The organism is Nocardia salmonicida (genome assembly GCF_036142455.1).
In the GTDB taxonomy this organism is placed as follows: Bacteria; Actinomycetota; Actinomycetes; order Mycobacteriales; family Mycobacteriaceae; genus Nocardia; species Nocardia salmonicida.
Map to the genome: position 1 here is coordinate 2,805,906 of NZ_CP108014.1, position 25,407 is coordinate 2,831,312.

Consider the following 25,407-nt stretch of genomic DNA (forward strand, 5'->3'; position numbering starts at 1 on the left):
TCGAGCGTTCAGCCGCCCGCGGGTCAGGAGACCTTGCGGCGATAGGTAGCCGTGGCGACGAAGTAGGCGACGACGAGTATTCCGGCACACCACCCCAGTGCGACCCAGATACCGGCGCCGACGGGCTGCTGGGTGAACAGGTCCCGGATCGTATTGACGATGGAAGTCGCCGGCTGATGTTCGGCGAAGGCTTGCACCGGACCGGGCATGCTGTCGGTGGGCACGAACGCCGAGCTGATGAACGGAAGGAAGACCAGCGGATAGGAGAACGCGCTCGCACCGTCCACGGACTTCGCGGTGAGGCCGGGGATGACCGCCAGCCACGTCAAGGCCAAGGTCACCAGCCCCAGGATCCCCGCGACCGCGAGCCACGCCAGCACTCCCGCCCCGGACCGGAAACCCATGAGCACGGCGACCACCACGACGATCGCCACCGAGATCAGATTGGCGACCAGCGAGGTCAGCACGTGTGCCCACAGGATCGACGACCGTGCGATCGGCATCGACTGGAATCGCTCGACGATGCCGTTCTTCATATCCAGGAAGAGCCGAAAGGCCGTGTAGGAGATACCCGATGCGATCGTGATGAGCAGGATACCCGGCAGCAGGTAGTTCACATACGATTCCGACCCCGAGTCGATCGCACCACCGAACACATAGACGAACAGCAGCATCATCGCGATCGGCGTGATCGCAGTGGTGATGATGGTGTCCGGGCTGCGCGCGATGTGGCGCAGGGAACGACCGAGCAGGTAGCCGGTGTCGCCGAAGAATCGGGTGTTCATCGCTGTTCCTTACTTGTCGGCGCCGACGCTGCGACCTCGTCGACGTCGACGGTGCTGTCGTCACCGACGATGGCGAAGAAGACGTCCTCGAGTGTCGGTTGCTTCTCGACGTATTCGACCTTCGCGGGTGGCAGCAGTCCCTTGAGTTCGGCGAGGGTGCCGTTGACGATGATCCGCCCCTTGTGCAGGATCGCGATCCGGTCGGCGAGTTGTTCGGCCTCGTCCAGATACTGCGTGGTGAGCAGCACTGTCGTGCCGTTGTCGGCGAGTCCCTTGACGGTCTTCCACACCTCGATCCGTGACTGCGGGTCGAGCCCGGTCGTCGGCTCGTCGAGGAAGATGACCGGCGGGTTCCCGATGAGACTCATGGCGATATCGAGACGACGGCGCATGCCGCCCGAATAGGTCGCCACCTTCCGCGCCCCGGCCTCGGTCAGCGAGAACCGCTCGAGCAGCTCATCGGCGATCGCACCCGGGTTCGCGAGGCGGCGCAGATGCGCGATCAGCACGAGATTCTCACGCCCGCTCAGGATTTCGTCGACGGCGGCGAACTGGCCGGTGAGACTGATGGACTCGCGCACATTTTCCGGCTGCGTGGCCAGGTCGAAGCCGCAGACCGCGGCCGCTCCCGCATCGGCTGTGAGCAGCGTGGACAGAATTCTCACGACGGTGGTCTTGCCTGCCCCGTTCGAGCCGAGCAGCGCGAAGATGCTGCCCCGCGCCACGTCGAAGTCCACGCAGCGCAAGACGCGCAAGTCCTTGAAGGACTTCTCCAGACCCCGCACGCGAATTGCCGGTTGTGTCGACATCAGCGCGACCCCCCTTCTTCTTCCTGCTCGACCCGTTCGATGGCGGCGGTCAGTCGTCGCCGCTCGGTGTCGATCCACTGACCGTCGGAGTAGTTCGCCAGGAACGTCTCCGCAAACTCCACCGGGTCCTCGCCGACGATCGCCCGAACCGGAACGCCGGCTGCGGCGTTCTGCTCGAACAGATCGGCGAGGTCCTCTGCCATTTCCATCAGGACGTCACCGTTGGTGATCGCCCCGCGGTACATCAGGTACCGGTCCAGTGCCTCGACCGTCGTGCGATAACTCGGCGGGAGTTGCTTCACCCGTTCCTTGTACTGCCGGTAGCGCCGCTTGTCCTCGAACGGTCCGGTGACCTTCTCGATCCAACGTTTGACCATGTCTACTTCCCTCCTTCGCGGAGCTGCTCCAGCCGTCCTGCGAGGAAGCTCCACGTCCCCCAGAACTCGTCGAGGTATTCCCGACCCGCTGCGTTGAGGGTGTACACCTTGCGCGGCGGCCCCTTCTCCGACGGAACCTTCTCGACGTCGACCAGATCGCGCTTCTCGATCCTGACGAGCAGGGCGTAGATGGTGCCCTCGGCGATGTCGGAAAAGCCCTGACCACGCAGCCACGCGGTGATTTCGTAGCCATAGGCGGACCGCACCGACAAGATCGCGAGCACTATGCCCTCGAGCGTGCCCTTCAGCATTTCCGTCATCTGCTTGCCCACGACGCACCTCCTCTACCTACTCAGTGACACTAACTACCAGTAGATAGTAACGCCGACTACCAGTACTTAGCAACACTCAATAGGGGGTGGCATCGTCATAGGGTTGGCGGCCGCGATGATCCCGCACGACCTGCTGACTGGTCACGCGACCACCCCATTGGCAACCCTGCGGCAAGCCCGGTAGCGTTCGGCACCGGTGGTGCCTCGTCGATGCCGGGTGATCAATCCACTCTTCCGCAGACGAGAGGCACGTAGTGACAACCCCCGCCCGAAGCCGAACCGAACCCGATGCCCGCGTGCTGGATTCGGCGAGCGAGCAGGACCTGCGGGAACTGTTCGGGCAGTCCACCGCGGTATTCGTCTCGCTCGCGGGCCCGCAGCACCTGGTCGATACGGCAAACCACGCGTTCTTCGCCGCGATCGGAAAAGACCCCGCACACACCGGGATTCCGCTCGCCGAGCTGGTGCCCGAACTGATCGAGCACGGTGTTCTTGCCGTCCTGGATCAGGTCTATCGCACCGGTGAACCCCACACCAGTCATGCCGTTCCGGTCCTGCTGGGCGCCCGCGCCCACAAGGTCCGGTCCTCCTTCGATTTCAGCTACGAACCACTGCGCGACGACGAGGGGTCGGTGACCGGGATCCGGTTGATCGGTGTGGAGACCACCCAACTCGAACACGCGCACCGGCTGATGGCCGAGCAGCGCGCCTTGGTCGAACAGATCGCCCGCCAAGCGCCCCTGGCCGAGGTTCTGGACGGCATGGCGCGCGCGATCGAGGATCTCGCACCCGAACAGGTACTGGTCTCGGTGCTGCTCGCCGACCCGGACGGGCGACATCTACGCCACGGTGCCGCGCCGAGCCTGCCCGACTTCTACAACGAAGCCATCGACGGGATCGCCACCGGCGAAGGCGTTGGCTCGTGTGGCACCGCCGCGCATCGGCGCGAACCGGTCATTGTGACCGATATCTGCACCGATCCCTTCTGGGACGACTTCCGGGCGCTGGCCGGGCGCGCGCAGTTGGCGGCGTGCTGGTCGACGCCGATTCTGGCCCGCGACAGCACCCTTCTGGGAACCTTCGCCATGTATCACCGCAGCCCGCGCTCCCCGCAGGACAGCGATCTCGCGCTCGCTCGGGTCTTCGCCGACACCGCGGGTCTGGCCATCGAGCGCCATCACATCGAGCAGGCGAAAGCAGCTGCCGAGGCACAAGCCGAAGCCGCGCGCGAAGAGCTGGCCACAGCCCTGCGCACCGAACACCAGTTACGTACCGAGGCCGAGCAGCGCGCCGAAGCGGCCGCCGAACTCAGCGCCCGAATGCACAGTGCCGCAGCCGCGCTGGCGGCTGTGCCGCGTCCTGAGCACTGCGAGCTCGGCGGGTCAGCGGGGTGTAGCGAACCGGCCGAGATCAAGGTCGCTGATTCCTGGGGTGACGCGGCGTGGGGTTGCCCCGACCACGTCGAACACGCCCTGCTCAACGTGAGTTCGGTATTCATCGCCAACGAAGATCTCGGTGGCCTCGCCGCCTACCGCAACCGCTGATCGCGCTGAATCAGCCCGCACCACTGGTTGCCATCGTTCCGACCGCAGTCGTAGCGTTGGTCGGATCCGACGGATCCCGCCCGGCAAGAGATGAGGGGCGAATGCCCCGCTCGACAGCCGGTTTACGACATAGTCTGGACTGATGGCACGACTGCCGGAAAGTAAGGCCGAGCTGGTTCTGGGTCCGTTGCTGCGTCACGTCGGCGAATGCGACGCCACCGTCTGGGTCGAGACGTCGGCACCGTGCACTGTCGAGGTCCTCGGCCACCGCGAACACACCTGGACCATCGCCGGACACCACTACGCTCTCGTCCTGATTACCGGACTGGCGGCCGGTTCCGTCACGCGGTACGAGGTCAGTCTCGATGGGGATCGCGTCTGGCCGCTGCCCGACGCCCCGTACCCGTCCGTTATTCGCACGCTCAGCGGCGACGCCGATCTGATCCTCGCCTTCGGCTCGTGCCGATTCGCCACACCGACGGCGACGCAGGACGACGACAACTTCGACGCCGACGCTCTCGACGCCTATGCGCGGCGAGTCATGGAACGCCCACCCGAAGATCTGCCCGACGCATTGGTACTGCTCGGCGACCAGGTTTACGCCGATGAGCTGTCCCCGGAGATCCTCCGTCGCATCGACGAGTTGCACGACCTCGACCAACCCCCGGGCGCCCAGATCCGCAACTTCGAGGAGTACACGTGGCTCTATTCCGAGTCATGGTCCGACCCTCAGGTGCGCTGGCTGCTGTCCACAGTTCCGTCGTCGATGATCTTCGACGACCACGACGTCATCGACGACTGGAACACCTCCAGATCGTGGCGTGACGAGATCAAGACCACCGACTGGTGGGAGGAACGCATCGTGGGCGCGTTGTCGTCGTACTGGATCTACCAGCACCTGGGCAACCTCTCGCCCGCAGCCCTGGCCGACAACGAGCTCTACCAGCGGATCCGATCCGAGGGCGGCGACTGCGCGGAGCTGCTCCGCGATTTCGCATCCGCAGCGGACGAAGAAGCCGACGGCGCCAAGGGGGCGCTGTGGTCGTATCGCCGCGATCTCGGCACCACCCGGCTGCTCGTCATCGATTCACGGTGCGGTCGAATACTCGGCGGCGGCACGCGGTCGATGGTCTCCGAACCCGAGTTCTCGTGGATCGAACAACAGACCGAGGGCGATTACGACCACCTGCTGTTGGGGACCTCGCTCCCGTGGCTGCTGCCGCGCGCCCTCCACGACCTGGAGTCGTGGAATGAGCGCATGGTCTCAGGGGTGCGGGGCCGACGTGTGGCCGGATGGTCCGAAAGATTGCGGCGTTCAGCGGATCTGGAACATTGGGCCGCCTTCCGAGATTCGTTCGACCGGCTCGCCCGGCTCATCGCCCGCGTCGGGCGTGGACAGTGCAGCAGCCCGGCAGGACGGGCGCCCGCCACGATCTGCGTGCTGTCCGGCGACGTTCACCACGCCTATGCCGCGCAAGCGCAGTTCCCCGACGCCGTGAGGTCGCGGGTCTACCAGCTGACCTGTTCGCCGATGCACAACTACGTTCCGACCGCCATGAAGGTGATCTTCCGCGTCTCGTGGAGTCGGGCCGCCGAACGGGTGACGCGTTTCCTCCTCAACCGGGTGTCCACCGTTCCCCCGGTGTCGGTCGAGTGGAGTCGGATCACCGGCCCCTTCTTCGGCAACCAGATAGCGACGCTGCATCTGCGCGGTCGGACCAGCCGCCTCGTGCTGGAGCAGGTGAGCACCGACGGCGGCCGTCCACATTTGACGACGGTCGCGGATGTGGTGCTGTCGACCGAGACGGACGGCTCGCCCCGAAGCGACTTACGCCGAGATCCATGAAGGACCAGGTCGGGGCCAGCCGGCCCTCATCGTGCGGTGACCGGATTCCGATGCACAGCACGCGCTGCGGCGACGTCGTGGTCATCGGGCACCCTACGGAAAGGGTCGACGGCGCATAACCGGGAATCCCGCTTCAGCCAAACGGCTTCGGCTGCCCCGACCCAGTTCGATCCGTTCGATGACATCCCACGTATAGGAGTTGTCCCGAAGTTCGAGTGAAACCAGCGCAGCCTCGGTGGTCACAACATCGAAGCCGTGGAGAGTAGTGCCAGCCGTCGCTGCGGCCGCGGCAGCCATTTCTTCCAGTCCTTCGAAAACTGGGTCCGCGATCGTCACATGGGGATCCGACACAGATTCTTCCAGCGACGCCTGCGGCAAAACGGAGGTCGTTGCCGCACGCAGCGCGTCACGAAGTTCCGTCACCGGCGCCGCGGGTGAGATAACGAAGCCGATCGCACCACGTATGTTGGTCAACCGATCAACGGACAAGCTGAACGGCCGCAGGTTTCGGCAGGCACGCTGCGCAGCTACTGCAATAGCAGCACGTTGTTCGAACGTGCACGTGTAAGGGCGAGAAATTCGATCCAACGTCAGGTGAAGGCCGTCGATCGGCGTGGTCTTGAAGTACGCCGGATCGATAGCCTGCTGGCATTCTTTGATCCGCGAATGAAGCTCCGAAGCATGATCGAAGGTCAGGAACCAATAATAGCCGAGCGGGCCGTTTTCGAGCGGACGGGGACGAAGGCTGTCCACATTTCCGGTCACTTCTCAACGTCCTTACTGGCCAACGCATCCCGGACGCCCTTCAACTGCGAGGCATCCCGCCACCTTTCGGCCACGTCGATCATAATCAGCGACCTTCCCCAAGGAGAGTTCGTATTGTTCATGCCCGCCAACGCGAGCTCGGCATCCTGCTCGACCTTGTTCGGCATCGCCAACGACAGATATGATGTCGCGACATTTCCTGCCACCTGTGCAGCACTGTAGCTTCCCAACGAGATGCTGCGTAGCACTCCATCCGGGGCATTATCACTCGTGACCAGATCGTACGCCTGGTCCACCATGCGTCGCACACCGTCATTATCGCCGAGTTTTCCCCTCGAACGATCCAACGTTCACATCACCGTCACCCTCGAAGCCCTGCATTGGCAAGGAACCGCGCCTCATCCAATCACGAACGGCGCCTCCGGAATTCCGGGGGCGCCGCTCGGGCACTTCACACTGCGTCAGCGGATCAGGCTTCGCGCACCGCCGTGACGATCGCGACGACCGCCGCGGACAACGCCCCGATCACCACCCCGCCGAGGACGACCGCGGCGGCGGCGACCGTGAACTGATCCCAGCCCACCATGAGCGCGGCCACGCCGAGGACCACGAGGATCGCATCGACACCGACGGCGGTCAGGACAGCATCGTCGCGGCTCAGTAGCCGAGGAGTCAGCGCAACGGTGGCCAGGCCGAGCAAGACCGACACCAGGCCGACCACGACGAAGACAGGCACGGCCATTCCGGTGCCGACATCGGTCCCCAGGATCAGCGTGGCCAACGGGACGAGGCCGTACAGGACGCGGATCGCGCCCACACCGCGCAGCGTCCACGAGGACACATCGACGGGGGCACCCCCGGTGGAGGTCTTGGTCGCGTACGCCATGCGCACAGTTGCCACCTGGCTGGTCATATCCCGCTCCTTCGACATTTTCACACCTTCGTGCAATTGCACGTAGCTGTGAAACTACGTCTATTGCACACCGATGTGCAAGAACTCGTGAAGGGACTCACACCCACCCGGGTTCGTGCCGGACAGCACACCTTGGATCCATTCGCGGACAGCATGTTTCAACGAGCGATCGCCCGACGAGCGCACCTGCGATCAGTGCTGCGCGGCCTCGGCGGCGGACCGGGCTATCTCCGCGGCACCGGAACGGTCGACGCCGACCGCGATCAGGCAAGCCAGGGCAGCGTCACGCGCGGCTTCGGCACCGCCCCATTCACCATCGCTGTGCGCCTTCAGCAGCTCTAGCACCAGCGCCGTGAGTACCCTGGCCAACGCCGCGGGGGGAAGGTGACCAGCGAAGGTTCCGTCGGCTTGACCAGCCGCTATCAACGTGACCAACCGGGCGCGGACGGGCGCGAGCCGGTCGGCCATCCGGGCCCGCGACCCGGCTTCGTCCAGACGCAGCAGCAGCTGGAACTCGTCGCCGACAGCCCACAGCGCGACCGTCATATCCGCGGTCGCCCGGGCGGGCGGTTGCGCGGTGTCGATACCGTCGAGTGCGCGACCGACCTGTTCGAAGGCCTCGTCGAGCATGCCGTCGATCAGCGCTTCCCTGGTGGGGAAATGACCGTAGAGGGTGCGGCGGACCATCCCCGCGGCAACGGCGATGTCTTCCATACTCGCCAGGGGATTTCGCAGCAACTCGTCCCCGGCCACAGCGACGATGCGTCGCCGGTTGGCCAGTGCGCGCGGCCCGAGGCCGACGGTGGTCGAGTGCGTCGTCGCAGTCACGTCCGTCATTTCACCCACCACCATCCCACACCTGCGCAAAGGTGTGCAAAAGGTCGTTCGCGGCTCATCGGCTTGATGATCGGCGACCACAACGAACGCAACACTCTGCCGCACCTGCGGGTCGACCGAACAGGCACAGCCGACAGTGCAAGCGCAGGCACCCGCTCACAGTGACCGGCATGTTCTCTATCCACAGCCGATGAATTTGCCGCCTTCGAGAACTCCATCGATTGCCGTCCCGCGCCGCAGTACGATGAGAGCGCGAACCTGATACTCGGATCAGGTCGAGGCCTGGGTCGGCGCCCCGCTGCCCTTGCAGACCGGAGTCGCGGCATGAATATCGTCGTCTGGATCGTTTCCGGCCTGCTGGCCGCGATGTTTCTCATGGCCGGTTCGATGAAACTCGCCAAAACCAAAGAACAGCTCATCGCCGACCCAAAAATGGGCTGGGCCGAGTCATTCCCGGAAGGCCTGATCAAGTTCATCGGCGCGGCCGAAGTCGCCGGTGCACTCGGCCTGATCCTGCCCGGCGTGTTCGACATCGCCACCTGGCTGGTGCCCGCTGCCGCCATCGGCCTCGCGGCGATCATGGCCGGCGCGGCCATCACGCACGGACGCCGCGGCGAATGGTCGAACGTCGGGATAACCATTGTGCTGCTGGCACTGTCGGTGTTTGTCGCGGTGGAACGAATCGGCCCGCAAGCATTCTGAGTCGTCGCGATCAGCTGTCGGCGTTGACACGAGAACCGTGACCATCGGGCAGCACTCCGAGGGGTTTATGTGGGTCGGTCGGCTTCAGGACAGTTCGCTCATCACTGCAACTCTCGGGCTGTCCGACCACACGGAGTAGACGTCGGCACCGCTGGACAGGGCGGGCCCGCCGAATTGCAGGGTGCTCCGCGCGGCCATCGCGGTCACATCGCTCACGTCGTTGCGGCTGCGCAAGGCGCGGCGTTGCCGGCTCGCTCCGTTACCACAGCGCAGGATCTCGGTCAGCATCGTCACCGCCGCGCGGTATTCCCCCAGTTCTTCCAGGGCGGATCGGACATGGCAGATCAACAGTCCGAGCAGGTCACGCGCCGCAATCACGCGGTCCGAGGCCACATCGATCCCGCGCCCGGTCAATCCCTCGCGGGCGGCCATGGAGTACCCAGCGTGCAGCGAGGCCGCGGTGGTTTTCGGGGCGCACTCACCCCTGCTGATGGACCGCAACGCCGTCATCACCAGCGCACGTACCAACGTCGCGAGCAGCACAGTCTCCTCGACCGTCGCGGGGACGTCGCTGACTCGCACCTCGATGGTCGGCAGATGAGCTGACGGCCGCACATCCCAATTGATCATCCCCGCATCGAGGATGACACCACTCCCGATCATCTTCTCTACGACCGCGTCGTAGTGCTCGACCGAGGCGAACCACGGTGGGGGCCCCGAACAGGGCCACCGCGCGAGCAGGATCGACCGCCAGCTCGCAAACCCGGTATCGACGCCGCCATGGATGGGGGAATTGGCGGTCAGGGCCAGCAGCGCCGGTAGCCACGGACGCACATAGTTGCTGACCTGTACTGCGGTTTCCCGGTCGGGTACGCCCACGTGGACATGGCTGGCGCAGACTCCCCGCGTCCCTGCAAGATCGTCGAACCTGCTCGCTATAGTGCGGTACCGACGAAGGTCTGTGATCGGCAACACGGCGGAACCGAGCACTGGCACGCCCACCGCCAGCAACTGCGCGCCGCACTGCGCGGCAGCATCGGCGGCCGCCGACCGCATTTCGGCCAGCTGTGTCCGTAGTTCGCGCGTGTGCCCGCACACCGCCGAGTTGGTCTCGACCTGACACTGGGTGTACTCCAAGTGAAGCCGGACACCGCGCCTTTGCGCCGCCTCGACAACCGCGAGGCTGGACATGATGGGGTGCCCGGACGAGGGATCAACGAGCAGAAACTCCTCCTCCACCCCCATCGACGGGTGGACACCACCGTCAGACATGACGGTGCCGACCTTCTCGGCTCGCTCGTGCTCTGCCATGTCGGTCCTTCTCTCACCTGTCGCGACGGCAAGCCGGGCAGGCATGGCGCGTGCTCGATGATCGCACTGATCACCCGGGAGTCGGTATACCGGTGGTCGGGGGTAGTGGCGCGCAGCCGACCGAGTAGTCTGGCTCCGCGCTGCGGGCCCGTGGCCTGCCGCGGCATCCGTACCCGACGGCATCGGTCAACGGATTGCGATCAGCTCGAGCTGGACCGCTCACCGACGAGCCCGATGTCATTAACGTCGAGCACGTGGATCTGAGACTGCAGGGAAAGCGCGCGATCGTCACCGGCGCCAGCAAGGGAATCGGGCTCGCCATCGCGCGCGGGCTCACCGCCGAAGGCGTCGACGTCGTGCTCGCGGCGCGCTCGCCGCAACCGCTCCAGGCCGCTGCCGACAACATCGGCCGGGATTCGGGACGGCGCGTGATCGCGGTGCCGACCGACACCGGCGACGACGCACAAGTCCAGCATCTCGTCACGCGGACGGTCGAGGAACTCGGTGGTGTCGACATCCTGGTGAACTCCGCGGCGACCCCGTGGAGTGCGGGCGCGAACACCGATCTGCAGGCCACCACCGACGATATCGTGCGACGCGAGATCGAGATCAAGGTGCTCGGCTATCTACGCACCGCGCGGGCCGTCGCGCCGTACCTCGTCGCGCAGGGGTGGGGGCGCATCATCAACATCAGCGGATTGGGTGCGCGGCAAGCGAATTCGATCGGCCAGACCATCCGCAACGTCAGCGTGTCGGCGCTGACCAAAAACCTCGCCGACGAACTCGGCCCGCACGGCGTCAACGTCACGGTCGTACATCCCGGACTCACCCGCACCGAACGGCTCGATGACCGGCTCCGCACGCAGGCCGAACAGGACGGCGTCGATATCGCGACTCTCGAGGACCAACTGGCCAAGAACTCGATTCGCCGGGTGATCGACGCGAGCGAGGTCGCCGATGTCGTGACCTTCCTCGCCTCCCCGCGCAGCATCGCCATCACCGGCGACGCCGTCGCGGCAGGCGGTGGCGTGCCCGGACCGGTCTTCTACTGAAGCGTTTGCGCGAGCCCCGCACTGTGGAGCCGACCATTCAGGATCCTCCACCGCATACGTCAACCCACCACCATCGATGCCTGGCGAGTCAGATGATGTATGCAGTACAGGATTGCCTGATGGTCGACCAGGTAGATCTGCCCGGAATAGCAGTACTTGTTGCCACCGGCCGGGCCGCTCTTGTCCGGGGCCGGTCAACGACTTCTCGATCGCCATATCTGCGATGTCACGCCAGTTCTTTCCCCCGATGTTGGCCAGGTTCTGCCATTCATCGAGGTGGCGGGCCTTGATGTACATCTAGCTTCCCCTATTCTCGACCGGAGTCGAACAGCGCAGCTTTCGCGGCTGGACCCTGCGCCGTGCCCGATACCAGCTGTGCGCCAACATCACTCGGCGGTACATACGGGTTGGACGCGACACCACAAATTCGGTATCCACAGTGGTGACGGACTTGATTGGGTGTTCCTCGGCCAGGTTCAGGAAGCGAGTGCGGCCGTAGCCAATTCATGCCAGTCCGCCTGCGCACCCTGCCTTGTCGCTGCGGTGAATCGTGCCTCCCCGAGGCGACCGAGCGCCTGCTGCTCGATCCGGGCTATGTCCGGGTGAGAGCGGTCGGTCAGTCCGCGAACGCCCGCGCCGGCCGCGAGCAATCGCGCGGCCTGCTCGTCGTGATCGGCACGCAGCGCGAGGGCGGCGACACCGACGAGGATCTGGGCGATCAGGGGTGCGTGACCGGCAGCGGATGCCGCGTGGAAAGCGGCAGTGTGTTGTGCACGGGCTTCGTCGATATCTGCCGCGAGATAGCCGCGCAGATCGTGCAGTACCGCACTGACATTGGGCTGGTCGGCGTCGGCGCCGAGCATGGTTGTCGCGACGTCGATGTGCCGGTAGGCCTGCTCGACGTCGCCCTTCCAGCGGGCAAGCTCGGCCTGCGCGAGTGCCAGCTCGGCCAGTGAGCCCGGCCACGCGGCCTGATCCGCGCACCGCTGCGCCTCGGCCATCGTGGTCGCGGCCGCCTTGGCGTCGCCGCGCAGCCAGTACAGCTGGGCTTGTCGCGCCCGCATCCGGACGAGATCGTCGATCGCGCCGACCTCGGTGACCACCGCGGTCGCTTGGTCGAAAAGTTCGCAGGCAGTGGCGAACTCGCCACGCATGGCGCACCGATCCGCGAGCTCGGTCAGCGCGAACGATATCCCCCACCGTTCGCCGATCGCGCGGAACTCGGTGAGCGCCGCCTCGAGATACGCGTCCGCCTCGCTTCCCGTCAGCCCGAGCATGATCCGCATCTTGCCCAGCTGCAGCCGAGCCAGCGCGCGCACCCACGGATCCTCGTCGGCGAGCAGTGGTTCGAATGCCGTCAGCACCGCGTCGGGTCCCTGCAGCAGGCGTTCCAACGCCCCGATGAAACCCAGCAGCGGGTAGCGGGCATTACCACGCTGACCGAGTTCGTGCGCCTTACGGATCCACTCTGCCACCCGGTACTCGTCATTGCGCGTCGAGCTCACGAAATGCACCACCAGCGCGTACACCATGGCCCGGGTTCCGTCGTCCACTTCGCCGGGCATATCGGCCGCGGCGGTGATCAATTCCAGACCCTCGGCCTTGTGCCCACCGAGCCACCAATACCAGCCCGCGGCCGCTCCGAGTCGCACAGCGCCGACCGCGTCGCCGACCGCGAGCGCGGTCCGCATCGCGACGGCGACGTTGTCGTGCTCGGCATCGAGCACAGCGAGCCACTCCAATTGCTCGGCGCGGCGCAGATGCGGTTCGGCGGTCTCGGCCAGCTCGGTGAAGTACGCGAGGTGCGCGCCGCGGGCCGAATCCGAATCACCCGACTCCGCGAGCCGATCCTTGGCGTACTCCTTGATCGTCTCGAGCATTCGGTAGCGGGTGCCGCCAACCATGACCAGCAGCGATTTGTCGGTGAGTGCCGCGAGCAGCTCGAGCACCTCCCACGGTTCGCCCCCGCAGACCTGCTCGGCCGCCGACAGACTCACCCCGCCGGAGAACACCGAAAGCCGGCACAGCACGCTCTGTTCGGCATCGGAGAGCAACTCCCAACTCCAGTCCACCACCGCACGCAAGGTGCGGTGCTGCGCGATCGCGGTGCGGCTGCCACCGGTGAGCAGGCGGAACCGATCGTCGAGACGATGGGCGAGCTGGTCGAGTGACATCGTGCGCAACCGGGCCGCGGCCAATTCGATGGCGAGGGGTATTCCGTCCAGTGCCCGACACACACGAGCCATATTCGACAGCGCCGCCGCGTCGGTCGGCAGGTCCTGACGCACCGCGCCCGCCCGCTCGCGCAGCAGCACAACAGCCGGTGACAACTCGATCTCGCCGGGGTCGGCGTCCTCGGCGGGCAACACCAGAGGCTCGACCTGCCACAGCGCCTCACCGGTGATGCCGAGCGGTTCCCTGCTCGTGGCGAGGATCCGCAGTCGTGGGCACTCCCCGAGTACCCGGTGGGCGAACGCGGCCGCCGAGTCGATCACGTGCTCGCAGTTGTCCAGGATCAGCAGTGTTTCGCGGTCACCGATCGCCGCTACGACTCGGTCGAGCGGTTGCGCCTGCGGTGCACTGCCGAGCAACGAGTCGCGCAGTCCGAGCGCGGCCGACGCCGATCGGGCCACGTCACCGCCGACACCGATCGACGCCAATTCCACCAGCCACGCGCCATCGGGGAGGTCGTCGAGCAGAGTCCGCGCGGATTCCACCGCAAGGCGGGTTTTGCCCGATCCACCGGGGCCGGTCAAGGTCGTGAGCCGATGTTCGGCGATGAGTTCACGTACGACCGCGATATCACCGAACTTGCCGACGAACTCGGTCAGTTCGGCGCGCAGGTTCGTCCGGCGGTCGTCCTCGCGCGCGCCGACTTCGCCGCGAAGCAGCGCCACGTGCAGTGCGGACAGCTCGGGTGAGGGATCGACGCCCAAGGTGTCGGCGAGCGCTTCCCGCGCCCGCTGGTACACCGTCAGCGCCTCCGTGCCCCGTCCCGCGGCGGCGAGCGCCCGCATCAGCGCTACGACCAGCCGTTCCCGCACCGGGTGCCGGGCGACCAGTTCGGTCAGCTCGGCGACCAGCTCAGGGCCACAACCGAGGCGGATCTCGGCTTCGTAGCGATCCTCGATCGCGGCCAGGCGCAACCCCTCGAACCGGGCGATCACCGCGTCGAACGCCGCGCTGTCGGGCAGGGCGACGTCCTGCATGATCGTGCCGCGCCACAGGTCGACGGCCTCGCGGAGCAGCGGCGCCCGTTGGGTATCGGCACCGCCGCGAGCCTGCTCGAGAAGCTGTTCGAACCGCACAGCGTCGACGGCGCCGGGTCGAACCGTCAGCCGGTACCCGCCGGGCTGTCCATCGAGGGATCCCGCCGGCAGTAACTTCCGCAACCGAGAAACCAGCGCCTGCAAGGAATTCGCCGCGTCGGCGGGCGGCTGCTCACCCCAGATCCAGTCCACCAGTGCCGCTTTGGGGACAACGAGGCCAGGTTGGAGTGCCAGGGCGACCAGCAACGCACGCAACCGAGCACCCGGCACATCGATCGATACGCCGTCATCGGTGTGGATCTCGAGCGGCCCCAGCATCCTGATCTGCACCCGGCCATTCTGCCGTCGCGACCGACCGCACGCTGCCCCTCCCTGACGAAAGAGCCGAATTCGCCTGGGAATTCTGCTCTCTGGCAGGCATGACGCGGCGTCAGCGGCGGTGTCAGCTCGGTGTCAGTGCCGCATCAGCGTGACCCGCGACAGTAGTTCCTGTCAGCAACACAGCATTCGAAGGAGCACCACAATGACCACGTTCCAGACCCCCGCCCCGATCGCCGTCACCATCGAGGTCCTCGCGGGCAACGTCACCGTGATCGCCACCGACCGCACCGACACCGTCGTCGAGGTCCGGCCCGCCGACGCATCGAAGAAGGCCGACGTCCGCGCTGCCGAACAGACCCGAATCGACTTCACCGCAGGCACTTTGACCGTGCACACGCCCAAGAGCTGGCGCACCAACACCCCGTTCGGCGGTAACCCGTCGGTCGAGGTGACCATCGAAGTGCCGACCGGCTCCCAGCTGACGAGCACCACCGGCGTCGGCCGCGTGCTCGGCATCGGCGAACTCGGCCGGTGCGAACTCGAGGTCTCCCTCGGCGACATCACCATCGAGCGCCCGACCGATTCGGTCACCGCCAAGACCGCCAAGGGCGATATTCACATCGTCGAAGCCGCCGATGGCGTACTGCGGCTGGAAACCTCGCTCGGCGAGCTGTCGGTGGGAATCGCGCCGGGCAGCGCGGCGCGGCTGGAAGCCGACACCCAGCGCGGCACGGTGCACAACCAGCTCGCACCCGCCGGATCGTCCGACAAGACCGTGCACATAGTCGCGCGAAATGCCCTCGGCAACATCATCATTCAGCACGTCGTAGCTGCCTGATCAACCTCCTCGACACGAAGGACATTCGATGACGATCCCCACCCCTCATGGCCTCCCCACCGAGCGCGACGCCGGCCCCTTCGACCCGCCGAGCGCAGTCAGCACCCTGCGTGACGTTCGCCCGGTCAGTCCGCTGGCCTTCCCCGACGGACACCAGGGCTGGCTCGTCACCGGCTACGACGCCGTTCGCCAGCTCATGGCCGACACCCGATTCAGCTCACGCCAGGACATCGGCGTACTGCACACGGTGGAAGACATTCCCGGCATGCCCGCCCCCACCGAACCGTCCCCGCAGATCCCGGGCATGTTCATCACCATGGACGGCGCCGACCACACCAGGTTGCGGCGCAAGCTCGTCGGCGCCTTCACCGTGAAGCGGATGCGCGAGCTCGAAGAGCACATCGGTGACATCGCCGAACAGCAGCTCGAGCTGATGGCACAGCTGACCCCACCTGTCGACCTCGTCAAGGTGTTCGCATTGCCGGTGCCGTCGCTGGTGATCTGCGAATTGCTCGGTGTCCCCTACGCCGACCGGGAAACCTTCCAGGTCAACTCCGCCCAGTTCCTGGTCAAGGACCAGGCGATCGAACAGAAGATGGCCGCCTACATCGCGTTGAGCACGTATCTGGCCGAACTGGTCACGAGCAAACGTACGGCCCCTGACGAGGACATCCTGTCCGACCTGGCCCGCGACGACGAACTGACCATCGACGAACTGACCGGTGTCGCCTTCCTGCTCCTACTCGCCGGCCACGAAACCACCGCCAACATGCTCGGATTGGGCACCTTCGCACTGTTGGAACACCCCGAGCAGCTGGCCGCGCTGCGCGCCGACCCGGAACTGTTGGCCGGCGGCGTCGAAGAGCTCATGCGCTACCTGTCGGTAGCCGACATCTTCTACCGCTACGCCACCGAGGACATCGAACTGGCCGGCGAGACCATCGGCAAGGGCTCGACCGTTGTCGTTTCCCTTCTCGCCGCCAACCACGACCCCCGACGCTTCGACGACCCCGACACACTCGACGTGCACCGCAATGCCCGCGGCCACCTCACTTTCGGCCACGGCGCCCACCACTGCCTCGGCCACCAGCTGGCCCGCATCGAAATGCGCGCGGGCTTCGCGGGGCTGATCCGCCGCTTCCCGACGCTCCAACTAGCCATTCCCGCCGCGGAGGTGAAGCTCAGAACCGACATGAATATCTACGGCGTCCACGAACTGCCTGTCACCTGGACACAGACTGCCCGGTGAGCCTCGCATGCCGCGGGCGGGGACGTCCGCATGAATCCCCGCCCGACAGGCATACAGGTCCCGCTTTCCGCCACCGAAGGCGCACGCTCGATCGGAAAGGACGGAGGTGCCTGCGAACGGAGACCCATCCGCATCAGCAGAAGCGCAGCAACCAAACGTGTCAGACCGTGTACGCCTCGCAAGTCGTTGTGTCGTCCGCGAACTCACTCTGTGACGGTTCAGCGCGAGAGTGGCACTCATTTGGCGGGCTTCGGAGGCACAGACTTCTCTTGAAGACTGTTGTACGACAGGCGAAGAGCCGTCCAGCCCTCGCATTCAGCAGCGCAGATCTGCTCGACGGTGTCGACCAGCACGGCCTCTGCACCAGCCTCGGCGTACCTGTCGTGCTGTACAGCGAAGAGCGCGATCTCCCTCTCGATCGCGTAGCGTGCCCGCGTCCTGCTCGTCCAGTTTTCCTTATAGGCGGTCAGTGCACGAAACCCGTTGATCAGCACCGCAAGTGAGCCGAGGGCAGCAATGATCCTCACATCGACCGAAAATGCTGCAAGCACGGGGATCGATGCCACCACTACCAGGCTCGATAACTCGAGGGCGTAATGACGCAGATTGCCCTGGACCGGACGCGACGACGTCGCCGAAGCAGATCGGGGCCCCTGCAACCGAACCCAAGACTACGTCCGCAACGCCACCAAGAACACGCAGGTCGCCGATACGATGGCGGTGCTGGTCAGCGCGGCTCGGCGGAGTCATGGCGGTCGACCGCTACGCCGTGACCACCGGATCAAGATTCCAGCGACCAGCTTGGGTGTTCGCGTTGAGGATGACTTCGTGGTCCCAGGATTTCGCGGTGCGGGCCAGGCCCGGAATGCGCGAGTGGTGCGGGGTGAGACATTCGACGGCGACGGCGTTTTCGCTGACCGCCCAAATGCCGATGTCCGGGTACTGGGTTACCGCCTTGGAGCTGATCGGATACGTCGAGTCATAGACCCCGTGTGACCAGTTCCCACCGATCTCGGTGGTGGCGATGACTACCCCTAAATGCTACAGTTAATGTAGCTACATTGAGTGTAGCATTTGGTGGCACACTGGCAGATGTCAAGCAGCGCCGAGCACAGAGAGGCGAACAGCCCCCGATGACCGACCGCAAGAACCGCCCCTACGCATCGCGAATGGCGCCCGAAGAACGCCGTGAACAAATTCTGGATGCGGTCTTGGACGTGATCGTCGAACAGGGCGTCCACAAGGTCTCCATCGACACCGTCGCCAAACGCGCCGACGTCAGCCGCCCGGTCATCTACAGCCAGTTCTCCGACTCCGACCAGCTCCTCCGTGCCAGCCTCGAACGAGAAGAAGCCGCGGTAGCGGCCCAGATGAGCGCCGTTGTCCCCCGAGCCCAGCCCACCGAGCGCGCGGATCGGGCGATAGTGCAGTCTCTCGACATTTTCCTGTCCGCAGTGCTGGCCGCGCCCCAACGGTGGCGCGCGGTGTTTCAACTCGCCGACTCGAGCACCCCGGCCTTCCGTCGCCGCGTCGAGCGTGGCCGCAACGCCCTGATCGCCGCGTTCACCACATTCGTGCAGACCGCGACACCCTCCCCCCAACAGGGCTCAGTCGACGCCGAACTCACCGGTCGGCTGATGTCCGCCGTGTTCTGGGAAGCGGGACGCATCGTCCTGGCCGAACCCGAAGCCTTTCCCCCGCAACGGATTCACGACTACGCCCAAACCTTCATACCCGCCCTACCCGGCTTCCACGACCAGACGAGGACTTGATGAGCGACCTCTACCACAACATTTTGCGCGCCCACCGCTGGATCTATGAGACCACCGACGGCTTCCTCGGCCACCGCCTGCTCTTCGGCAACCCCACGCTGCTGCTGCGCACCACCGGTCGGCGCACCGGCCTACCGCGCACCACCGCGTTGACCTACGGGCGCGACGGCGAGAAGACCTATCTCGTGGTCGCCTCCAACGGTGGCTCCCCCAAACCCCCGGCATGGCTGGCCAACCTGAAAACCGAGCCACTGTGCACGATCCAGATCGGCCGTCGCCGCCATACCGCCACCGCCCGGCCCACTCTTGCCGACGATCCCGACTACGCACGACGCTGGAAGATCGTCGATGAGGCCAACAAAGGCCGATACACCCAGTACCAGCAGCAAACGAGCCGACCGATTCCGATTGTCGAGCTTCGGATCAACTGATGACCGCGGTTCGCGATGCGCCGCATCACACGGAAGATAGGTAAGCGAGATGCCTAACGACACAAGTGATCTCAGCAAGCGCCAACTGGGGATGCTGCCGAGGACAACGCGTCCTTTCCGTCCCCGTACTCACTGAGTCAGTACACCTCAGCGACAACCAATTTCCATGGGGACCAGCGCAAGGACGAATAAAACGGTGGCAGCCGCCGCCCCCGGGTTCGGACAGGCGCGGACTATGACGAGGAGACCAATGGCGTTGTGTCGGTGGTGTTCACCACGGCGCGGTGTCGAGTGAGGGCGAGTGCCATGGTCGCCAGCGAGGTGACGACGATGCCCGCGCCGAAGATCTGGATGGTGTGCGCGGCCCCGAGGTGGCGAGCCGTATAGCCGGCGCCGATGGTCGGTATGGAGATAGCCGCGTAGGCGACGATGTAGAACGCCGCCATCACCTGGGCTCGTCGATCCGGCGGGGCCGCGGCGCCGATCGTGCGCAAGCAACCGAACATTCCACTACCCATGCCGAATCCCATGACGACACCGGAGACGAGGAATCCCACCGCGGTCCCGTCGCCGGTCACAGACCCGGCCAGCCCGAGGATGCCCGCCGACATGATCGCCATACCCCACGCGATCTGGGCCGTCGGTGCCGTCTTCTGGGTGAGCACCGCGGCCACCGCGCCCGCGCAGCCCATCACCATGATCGAACTACCGGCGGGTAGATTACTGCTGGTGTGCAGCAGCGCCGGGACGATCGCCCCGACCAGGCCGAGGAAAAGGCCGATGATCGACCACGCACACGCGATCCCCAACCCCGCCAAGATGAACGGCGCGAGGATCGTCCGCGGCACACCGGGTGCGGTGATCCGGAATCTGTCACGCGACACCACGGTTTCCGGCATCAGCACCGTGCCAAGCAACAGGAGCGTTACCAACACCGCGAGCAGGACGAACGGCGTTACCAGCGGATGGGCCACGTACTGCACCAGCAGCGCTCCGACCATGCCACCTGCTCCGACCCCGAGCGAGCTCGCGACGACGTTGTACAGACCCGCCTTGGCGGGATCATCGCCTCGGTACAGCTCCATCAACGCCGCACCCGCAGCGCTGATGGCGACACCGGTCGACAGCCCTTGCACGGCGCGGGCGAGAAAGAGCCAGATCACATCGGAGGCACAGCCGAACAACACCATCGACGCGAGCAGACCAGCCAGTCCGGCAGCGATCACCGGGCGACGGCCGACGGCGTCGGAGATGCGGCCGACCACCAGCAGGGCGGCCAAGACTCCGAAGCAATAGGTGGCGTAGATCAGCGTCACCGTCGAGGTGTCGAGGTGCCAGATCGTCGCGTACAGCTTGTAGAGCGGCGAGGGCACAGCGGAGGCTGCCAGGCAGAAGCCGATCACCGCCGCGGCAAGGCCGAATGCCACTTCATGAGGCAGCCGAGGAATGCGCGAAACATCAGTCGTAGTCACACGATTCAGATTCGTCGAGGGAACGATCCTCGACGAGAGGCAGAAATGACTACCTTGATGAAGATCCTGCCAGTAGGCTGGGGTTGTGGGTAACCTGGGAGTCGTCGCGGTCGCCGTCACCGACGGTATGCCGATGTTCGAGATGTCCATTGCTACACAGGTATTCGGGATCGATCGGCGCGATATCGTCGATCCGTGGTACCAGCTGCGCATGTGCGCCGCCGATCCCGGCAAGACGCGTATCGCGCACGGCTTCGTCCTGGACACACCACACGATCTGCACGCCCTCGAGAGCGCGGACACGGTGATCGTGCCCGGACTGGACCCCGAGGACGTATCCGCAGGCACTGTGGATCCGCGATTGACGGCCGCCGTAATGACCGCGCACGAACGCGGCGCCCGTATCGTCTCGCTGTGCACCGGCGCGTTCGCGTTGGCCGCGGCGGGGCTGCTCGACGGGCGGCGGGCTACCACCCATTGGCGCTATGCCGACCTCATGCGGACTCGGTATCCGCGCGTCCAGCTCGATGCGGCGGTCCTCTACGTCGATGAAGGCAGCGTGCTCACCAGCGCGGGCGTCAGCGCTGGTATCGACCTGTGCCTGCATCTCGTCCGCACCGATCTCGGCGCGGACGTCGCAAATCAGGTGGCGCGCCGGATGGTTGTCCAAGCCCACCGCGCGGGCGGTCAGGCGCAATATATCGAGCAGCCGATGCCCCGATCCGACGGCGATGGACTGGGACCAGTATTGCAATGGGCGAGCGAGAATCTCGACCAGCAACTCACCATCGCGCAACTGGCCCGCACCGCCGGGCTCAGTACCCGCACCCTGGCACGCCGCTTCGCCGAAGCCACCGGCACGACGCCGCTGCGCTGGCTGCACGCTGAACGCCTCGCCCGCGCCCGCCAGCTGCTCGAGACCACAGATCTGTCGGTGGAGCGCATCAGCCAGCTCTGCGGCATGGGCACCGCCGGCAACCTCCGACACCATTTCATTCGTGCGGTCGGCGTCACGCCGATGCTCTACCGCCGGTCCTTTCAGCGCTGACAAGGCGCCGCGGATCGTCCGAACGATAAACATGCGCTGCCGCACGCTCTGGATGTGCACGAGCGTGCCTCATGTGGCGGATCGAGATCCGGTAACAGCCACCGATCCAGATGAAGTAGTGGATTACTCGCGCTTTTGTTGCCTGGGCGGGCGAGGATCGATGTAGCCGATCTGAGGAGTCGTCGATGAGCAACGATGTGACGCATCTGATGGAGCCGAAGACCGCGTCGGGCGGGTGGCTGCTCGGCTCCACCCGGGAGTTTCTTCGCGATCCACTCGGCCTGGGTACACGCGGTTTCGATGAGTGCGGTGAGGTGGTGCGCTACGTCTTCGGACTGCCCGGGATGCGACGCGAATACTTCATCATCAGCGATCCCGAGGGCGCCGCCCAAGTATTGCTCGCACCTCATGACCGCAATTTCCGCAAAGACAGCGGGTTCTATCAACCGATGCGTGAGCTGTACGGAAACGGTCTGGTCACCAGCCAAGACGAGACCTGGCGACGCCAACGGCGGTTCATCCAACCCCTGTTCACCGCCCGCAGCGTCGATAGTTACACCTCGGCGATGGCCGAAGAAGTAGACGACCTGACAACCCAATGGCGGGCACGCCCAGACGGTGTGCTGGATGTGGGTTCGGAGATGACTCGACTCACCCTGTCGATCGTGGCGCGGGTGCTCTTCGGCGAGGACTCGGCCCGATTGGTGCCGATCGTGCGATCCACCTTCCCTGTCCTGGGCCGCGCGGCGCGGTGGCGCGGCATCTCCCCCGCGCCGATCCCCTTGAACTGGCCATCGCCGGCGAACCGGCGCATCGCCCGCGCGCAGCAACACATCCACGCCGCATGCGACGAGATCATCGCGCATCGGCGAGCCGCGGCCGAACCCGGTTCGGACCTGATCGGCCGGTTGGTCGCTGCCCGCGACGGCGATGACACTCTGTCCGACAACGAAATTCGCGACCAGGTGAAGATCTTCCTGTTCGCCGGCCACGACACCACCGCGACCGCGCTGACCTTCGCACTACGCCTGCTCGGCAGCGCGCCCGATGCCCAAGCCCGGGTGCGCGAGGAAGCCGACCGAATCCTGACAGGCCCCTCGCCTACCGCCGCCGACGTCCACGCCTTGACCTACACAGCCATGGTGCTGAAAGAAACCACCCGGCTATACCCCTCAGCACCGTATCTGTCCCGCAGAGCGGTGCAGGACGCTGACGTGTGCGGCTTTCACATCCCCGCCGACGCCGACATCACGATCGCACCGTGGGTCATCCACCACCGTGCCGATCTGTGGCCCGATCCCTACTGGTTCGACCCGGACCGGTTCGACGCCGATCACGATGGTCAACGGCACAAGTTCGCCTGGTTTCCCTTCGGGCATGGACCGCGAGGATGCATCGGACAACGCTTCGCCATGCTCGAAGCCGCCTTGACACTGGCCATCCTGGTTCGCGAGTTCGAATTCGAAACCCCACCCGGCGACATCGCACTGACCACCGATGTGGTCCTGCACCCGATCGGCGAAGTCCCCTGCCACGTCCGGCGCCGCACGCAGCCGAAGACCACCGTCACTATCGACGCCGAATAGCTGTCCGCGATCGTGAAGCGTTGCGCTACAACATCAATCGATCCACCAGCAACCACGGGCATCCATCGATGAAGCCCTCGACCTCAGCAAGGCGCCGGCCCGGGCAGCGGGGCGCTCGGCGGCGCCGGTCTTCCTCCACAGCGAGCGTGACACCATCCCGCTCAGACGATCACGGTGCCCTCCTACAATGACGGTGGCCGCCGCCGGCGGGAGTGGAACAATGAGCCACCCGACATAGCGAGGTACCGAGTGCAGGCCCTACGTCGAATTGTCCTACCCATTACAGCAGCGGCGTTCATTGCCGCGACCGCCCTCTCCGCACCGAACGCGCAAGCTGCCGCCGACTGCCCGGGCGCCGGTCAGTCGGCGGTGCAGGTCGGCGCTGTGTCGGGTGCCCTGGAAGGCCTCACCGTCGATTCGCAGGGCCGCGCGTACGCCACAGACCTCGTGAGCGGACACGTCTTGCGGATCGACGCCCCCGGCGCCCCCGCGGTAGTCATCGCCACCGTGCCCAGCGGCGGCGCCGGTGCGCTCGCCTGGACCCGAGACGGCAAACTGCTAGTCGGTTACGGCGCGGACGCCCGAGTCGTCATCGGCGACCTGGTCCAGCTGGCGGGCATCGTCGAGGTCGACCCCGATACCGGTGCGGTGACACCGTTCGCCTCGGGCCTCAGTGCCGCCAACGGCATGGACGTCGCCGCCGACGGAACCGTCTACGCCACCAACGACTTCGGCAATCTGGTCGGCCGCGTCAGCCCGAATGGCGCGGTGCAGGCGGACTGGGCGAGGTTCCCCAGCGCCAACGGTGCGGTGCTCGACGCCGACGACGAATACCTCTATGTCTCACGTACTTTCGTCAACCCTGGCGTCAGCCGGATACCCACCGCGAATCCCGGCGCACCACAATCGCTGCTGGACCTGTCCGGCACCGACACCTTCGGTACACCCGACGGGCTGACCTTGGACTCACAGAATCGACCCGTCGTCCCCTTCAACCTCTCCGGCCGCATTGTCCGCATCGACTCACCCGGCCGGTACTGCGTCCTCGGCACCGCAGCCCCGTCGACCAGCGTCCTCACCTACGGCCGCGGTACCACCGGCTTCTCCGCCGGCCGCCTGTTCGCCGCCACCTTCACCGGCGCGATCTACGAAATACCAGGTGCCTTCGACTCCAATGCCTGAACCGCCCTCTGATGGCTAGTGCCTCGTCCAGAAAATTTGTCTCGGTAACAGGTGTCGCGTTGATCGCGTGTCCACTTCGGATCTCGAGATCGCGGTTGGTCGATGAGCACCGAAAGGGCTTGCGAATCGCGTGATTACAGCGTGTGTCGGAGAGAACGCGCGGCCGCGACCAAGTGTGGACTTACTGGACTGCGCCGCGCCGCGCTGCGATGATGCGCATCGCCCCGATTCGTTTCCGGAAGGAGTTCGGCCCATGCAAGGCGATCCTGAAGTGATCGAGTTTCTGAACGAACAGTTGACCGCGGAGTTGACCGCGATCAACCAGTACTTCCTGCACGCGAAGATGCAAGAAAATTTCGGCTGGACCAAGCTCGCCAAGTACACCCGCTCCGAGTCCATCGACGAGATGAAGCACGCGGAGCTCCTGACCGACCGGATCCTGTTCCTGGACGGTCTGCCCAACTATCAGCGGCTGTTCCATGTTCGTGTGGGGCAGACCGTGACCGAGATGTTCCAGGCCGACCGAGAGGTCGAAGTGGAGGCCATCGACCGGCTGCGGCGTGGGATAGAGGTGATGCGCACCAAGGGAGATATCACCTCCGCCAATATCTTCGAGTCGATCCTCGCTGATGAGGAGCACCACATCGACTACCTGGATACGCAATTGGAGCTGGTGGAGAAGCTCGGCGAACCGCTCTATATAGCGCAGCTGATCGAGCAGCCCAACACCTAAGCAACCTCGTCGAGGTTCTCGGCGCCGGATTCGTACTCGCGGTGCAAGGCGGTGCGGGCGAGCAGCGCTTGGATACGGCGCACGCACGATCCGCAATCAGTGCCCGCTTTGCACGCCGAGGCGATCCTTCGAGGTGTGCACGCGCCGTCGGCGATGTGTCGGCGGACGTCCTCCTCGGTCACCGCGAAACAGTTGCAGACGTACACGGGCGGCCTCTCCGGACAAGCTCGGGA

Annotated in this window: 25 protein-coding genes and 1 pseudogene; 13 read left to right on the forward strand and 13 right to left on the reverse strand. The window is 65.5% G+C overall.

Features of this window, described 5'->3' with window-relative positions:
- Positions 1–23 precede the first annotated feature (23 nt).
- From OHS03_RS13395 to OHS03_RS13410, 4 genes are read right to left on the reverse strand one after another with little or no spacing between them, the layout of a single operon-like run.
- Positions 24–785 carry an ABC transporter permease gene (locus OHS03_RS13395; protein ID WP_328663028.1) on the reverse strand — a complete coding sequence of 254 codons (762 nt, stop codon included), beginning with the start codon at positions 783–785 and terminating at the stop codon, positions 24–26.
- The gene (locus tag OHS03_RS13400; RefSeq protein WP_328663029.1) at positions 782–1,594 is read right to left on the reverse strand and encodes an ABC transporter ATP-binding protein; all 813 of its coding nucleotides are present in this window, start codon (positions 1,592–1,594) and stop codon (positions 782–784) included. Before OHS03_RS13400 ends, OHS03_RS13395 begins: the two co-directional genes overlap by 4 nt.
- Positions 1,594–1,971 (reverse strand): DUF1048 domain-containing protein, encoded by a 378-nt coding sequence (locus OHS03_RS13405; protein ID WP_328663030.1) that lies wholly within the window; start codon positions 1,969–1,971, stop codon positions 1,594–1,596. The genes OHS03_RS13400 and OHS03_RS13405 overlap by 1 nt, the downstream gene beginning before the upstream one ends.
- Positions 1,972–1,973: 2 nt before the next feature.
- A complete protein-coding gene (locus OHS03_RS13410) occupies positions 1,974–2,303 on the reverse strand; it encodes a PadR family transcriptional regulator (protein ID WP_328663031.1) in 330 nt (109 codons plus the stop codon).
- Between the two features lie 254 nt (positions 2,304–2,557).
- Here OHS03_RS13410 and OHS03_RS13415 point away from each other — a divergent pair, with 254 nt between their 5' ends.
- Together OHS03_RS13415 and OHS03_RS13420 are read left to right on the forward strand one after the other, a co-directional pair.
- Positions 2,558–3,847: a GAF domain-containing protein gene (locus OHS03_RS13415; RefSeq protein ID WP_328663032.1), complete on the forward strand. Its 1,290-nt coding sequence runs from the start codon at positions 2,558–2,560 to the stop codon at positions 3,845–3,847.
- Between the two features lie 142 nt (positions 3,848–3,989).
- On the forward strand, positions 3,990–5,693 hold the full coding sequence (locus tag OHS03_RS13420; RefSeq protein WP_328663033.1) for an alkaline phosphatase D family protein: 1,704 nt from the start codon (positions 3,990–3,992) through the stop codon (positions 5,691–5,693).
- Positions 5,694–5,786: 93 nt separating this feature from the next.
- Here OHS03_RS13420 and OHS03_RS13425 read toward each other — a convergent pair whose 3' ends face one another.
- The 4 genes from OHS03_RS13425 to OHS03_RS13440 form a co-directional block, all read right to left on the reverse strand.
- Positions 5,787–6,458: a 2'-5' RNA ligase family protein gene (locus OHS03_RS13425; RefSeq protein ID WP_328663034.1), complete on the reverse strand. Its 672-nt coding sequence runs from the start codon at positions 6,456–6,458 to the stop codon at positions 5,787–5,789.
- Positions 6,455–6,766: a hypothetical protein gene (locus OHS03_RS13430; RefSeq protein WP_328663035.1), complete on the reverse strand. Its 312-nt coding sequence runs from the start codon at positions 6,764–6,766 to the stop codon at positions 6,455–6,457. Before OHS03_RS13430 ends, OHS03_RS13425 begins: the two co-directional genes overlap by 4 nt.
- Before the next feature lie 161 nt (positions 6,767–6,927).
- Complete coding sequence (locus OHS03_RS13435; RefSeq protein ID WP_056809371.1) at positions 6,928–7,371, reverse strand: hypothetical protein; 444 nt, start codon at positions 7,369–7,371, stop codon at positions 6,928–6,930.
- 192 nt (positions 7,372–7,563) lie between these two features.
- Entirely contained in the window at positions 7,564–8,208 is a 645-nt protein-coding gene (locus OHS03_RS13440) for a TetR/AcrR family transcriptional regulator (RefSeq protein ID WP_328663036.1), read from the reverse strand.
- Between the two features lie 324 nt (positions 8,209–8,532).
- On the opposite strand from OHS03_RS13440, the gene OHS03_RS13445 reads away from it, so the two are divergent.
- On the forward strand, positions 8,533–8,910 hold the full coding sequence (locus OHS03_RS13445; protein WP_328663037.1) for a DoxX family protein: 378 nt from the start codon (positions 8,533–8,535) through the stop codon (positions 8,908–8,910).
- Between the two features lie 84 nt (positions 8,911–8,994).
- Here the strand turns inward: OHS03_RS13445 and OHS03_RS13450 are convergent, their stop codons facing one another.
- Positions 8,995–10,221 (reverse strand): carboxylate-amine ligase, encoded by a 1,227-nt coding sequence (locus tag OHS03_RS13450; protein ID WP_328663038.1) that lies wholly within the window; start codon positions 10,219–10,221, stop codon positions 8,995–8,997.
- 254 nt (positions 10,222–10,475) lie between these two features.
- Here OHS03_RS13450 and OHS03_RS13455 point away from each other — a divergent pair, with 254 nt between their 5' ends.
- Positions 10,476–11,273 carry an SDR family NAD(P)-dependent oxidoreductase gene (locus OHS03_RS13455; RefSeq protein WP_328663039.1) on the forward strand — a complete coding sequence of 266 codons (798 nt, stop codon included), beginning with the start codon at positions 10,476–10,478 and terminating at the stop codon, positions 11,271–11,273.
- 476 nt (positions 11,274–11,749) lie between these two features.
- On the opposite strand, the gene OHS03_RS13460 is transcribed toward OHS03_RS13455, so the two are convergent.
- Positions 11,750–14,872 carry an ATP-binding protein gene (locus tag OHS03_RS13460; protein WP_328663040.1) on the reverse strand — a complete coding sequence of 1,041 codons (3,123 nt, stop codon included), beginning with the start codon at positions 14,870–14,872 and terminating at the stop codon, positions 11,750–11,752.
- 193 nt (positions 14,873–15,065) lie between these two features.
- Here OHS03_RS13460 and OHS03_RS13465 point away from each other — a divergent pair, with 193 nt between their 5' ends.
- The gene (locus tag OHS03_RS13465) at positions 15,066–15,701 is read left to right on the forward strand and encodes a DUF4097 family beta strand repeat-containing protein (protein ID WP_328663041.1); all 636 of its coding nucleotides are present in this window, start codon (positions 15,066–15,068) and stop codon (positions 15,699–15,701) included.
- Between the two features lie 28 nt (positions 15,702–15,729).
- Positions 15,730–16,950 (forward strand): cytochrome P450, encoded by a 1,221-nt coding sequence (locus tag OHS03_RS13470; protein ID WP_328663042.1) that lies wholly within the window; start codon positions 15,730–15,732, stop codon positions 16,948–16,950.
- A gap of 236 nt (positions 16,951–17,186) precedes the next feature.
- Here OHS03_RS13470 and OHS03_RS13475 read toward each other — a convergent pair whose 3' ends face one another.
- Positions 17,187–17,609, reverse strand: a complete 423-nt coding sequence (locus tag OHS03_RS13475) for a DUF4231 domain-containing protein (protein ID WP_328663043.1) — start codon at positions 17,607–17,609, stop codon at positions 17,187–17,189.
- 474 nt (positions 17,610–18,083) lie between these two features.
- Here OHS03_RS13475 and OHS03_RS13480 point away from each other — a divergent pair, with 474 nt between their 5' ends.
- The 3 genes and pseudogenes from OHS03_RS13480 to OHS03_RS34705 all read left to right on the forward strand — a co-directional run.
- Positions 18,084–18,722 (forward strand): TetR/AcrR family transcriptional regulator, encoded by a 639-nt coding sequence (locus OHS03_RS13480; protein WP_328663044.1) that lies wholly within the window; start codon positions 18,084–18,086, stop codon positions 18,720–18,722.
- Positions 18,722–19,153: a nitroreductase family deazaflavin-dependent oxidoreductase gene (locus tag OHS03_RS13485; RefSeq protein ID WP_328663045.1), complete on the forward strand. Its 432-nt coding sequence runs from the start codon at positions 18,722–18,724 to the stop codon at positions 19,151–19,153. Before OHS03_RS13480 ends, OHS03_RS13485 begins: the two co-directional genes overlap by 1 nt.
- Before the next feature lie 75 nt (positions 19,154–19,228).
- A pseudogene (locus OHS03_RS34705) lies at positions 19,229–19,330 on the forward strand (glyoxalase III HchA); the annotation flags it as partial.
- A gap of 56 nt (positions 19,331–19,386) precedes the next feature.
- On the opposite strand, the gene OHS03_RS13490 reads toward OHS03_RS34705, so the two are convergent.
- The gene (locus OHS03_RS13490; RefSeq protein WP_328663046.1) at positions 19,387–20,625 is read right to left on the reverse strand and encodes an MFS transporter; all 1,239 of its coding nucleotides are present in this window, start codon (positions 20,623–20,625) and stop codon (positions 19,387–19,389) included.
- Between the two features lie 85 nt (positions 20,626–20,710).
- Here OHS03_RS13490 and OHS03_RS13495 point away from each other — a divergent pair, with 85 nt between their 5' ends.
- From OHS03_RS13495 to bfr, 4 genes are all read left to right on the forward strand, one after another.
- Positions 20,711–21,673: a helix-turn-helix domain-containing protein gene (locus OHS03_RS13495; RefSeq protein WP_328663047.1), complete on the forward strand. Its 963-nt coding sequence runs from the start codon at positions 20,711–20,713 to the stop codon at positions 21,671–21,673.
- Between the two features lie 185 nt (positions 21,674–21,858).
- Entirely contained in the window at positions 21,859–23,259 is a 1,401-nt protein-coding gene (locus OHS03_RS13500) for a cytochrome P450 (protein ID WP_328663048.1), read from the forward strand.
- 249 nt (positions 23,260–23,508) lie between these two features.
- A complete protein-coding gene (locus OHS03_RS13505) occupies positions 23,509–24,441 on the forward strand; it encodes an SMP-30/gluconolactonase/LRE family protein (protein ID WP_328663049.1) in 933 nt (310 codons plus the stop codon).
- A 253-nt stretch (positions 24,442–24,694) separates the two neighbouring features.
- Positions 24,695–25,174 carry a bacterioferritin gene (bfr, locus tag OHS03_RS13510; RefSeq protein WP_328664216.1) on the forward strand — a complete coding sequence of 160 codons (480 nt, stop codon included), beginning with the start codon at positions 24,695–24,697 and terminating at the stop codon, positions 25,172–25,174.
- Here the strand turns inward: bfr and OHS03_RS13515 are convergent.
- On the reverse strand, positions 25,171–25,380 hold the full coding sequence (locus OHS03_RS13515; RefSeq protein WP_056809392.1) for a (2Fe-2S)-binding protein: 210 nt from the start codon (positions 25,378–25,380) through the stop codon (positions 25,171–25,173). The genes bfr and OHS03_RS13515 overlap by 4 nt on opposite strands.
- Positions 25,381–25,407 lie beyond the last annotated feature (27 nt).

Excerpts from the sequence above, each read along its gene's own strand:
- OHS03_RS13395 (WP_328663028.1), bottom strand. The coding sequence starts at position 785 with ATGAACACCCGATTCTTCGGCGACACCGGCTACCTGCTCGGTCGTTCC.
- OHS03_RS13400 (WP_328663029.1), bottom strand. The coding sequence starts at position 1,594 with ATGTCGACACAACCGGCAATTCGCGTGCGGGGTCTGGAGAAGTCCTTC.
- OHS03_RS13405 (WP_328663030.1), bottom strand. The coding sequence starts at position 1,971 with ATGGTCAAACGTTGGATCGAGAAGGTCACCGGACCGTTCGAGGACAAG.
- OHS03_RS13420 (WP_328663033.1), top strand. The coding sequence starts at position 3,990 with ATGGCACGACTGCCGGAAAGTAAGGCCGAGCTGGTTCTGGGTCCGTTG.
- OHS03_RS13435 (WP_056809371.1), bottom strand. The coding sequence starts at position 7,371 with ATGACCAGCCAGGTGGCAACTGTGCGCATGGCGTACGCGACCAAGACC.
- OHS03_RS13440 (WP_328663036.1), bottom strand. The coding sequence starts at position 8,208 with ATGACGGACGTGACTGCGACGACGCACTCGACCACCGTCGGCCTCGGG.
- OHS03_RS13445 (WP_328663037.1), top strand. The coding sequence starts at position 8,533 with ATGAATATCGTCGTCTGGATCGTTTCCGGCCTGCTGGCCGCGATGTTT.
- OHS03_RS13450 (WP_328663038.1), bottom strand. The coding sequence starts at position 10,221 with ATGGCAGAGCACGAGCGAGCCGAGAAGGTCGGCACCGTCATGTCTGAC.
- OHS03_RS13465 (WP_328663041.1), top strand. The coding sequence starts at position 15,066 with ATGACCACGTTCCAGACCCCCGCCCCGATCGCCGTCACCATCGAGGTC.
- OHS03_RS13470 (WP_328663042.1), top strand. The coding sequence starts at position 15,730 with ATGACGATCCCCACCCCTCATGGCCTCCCCACCGAGCGCGACGCCGGC.
- OHS03_RS13480 (WP_328663044.1), top strand. The coding sequence starts at position 18,084 with ATGACCGACCGCAAGAACCGCCCCTACGCATCGCGAATGGCGCCCGAA.
- OHS03_RS13485 (WP_328663045.1), top strand. The coding sequence starts at position 18,722 with ATGAGCGACCTCTACCACAACATTTTGCGCGCCCACCGCTGGATCTAT.
- OHS03_RS13500 (WP_328663048.1), top strand. The coding sequence starts at position 21,859 with ATGAGCAACGATGTGACGCATCTGATGGAGCCGAAGACCGCGTCGGGC.
- bfr (WP_328664216.1), top strand. The coding sequence starts at position 24,695 with ATGCAAGGCGATCCTGAAGTGATCGAGTTTCTGAACGAACAGTTGACC.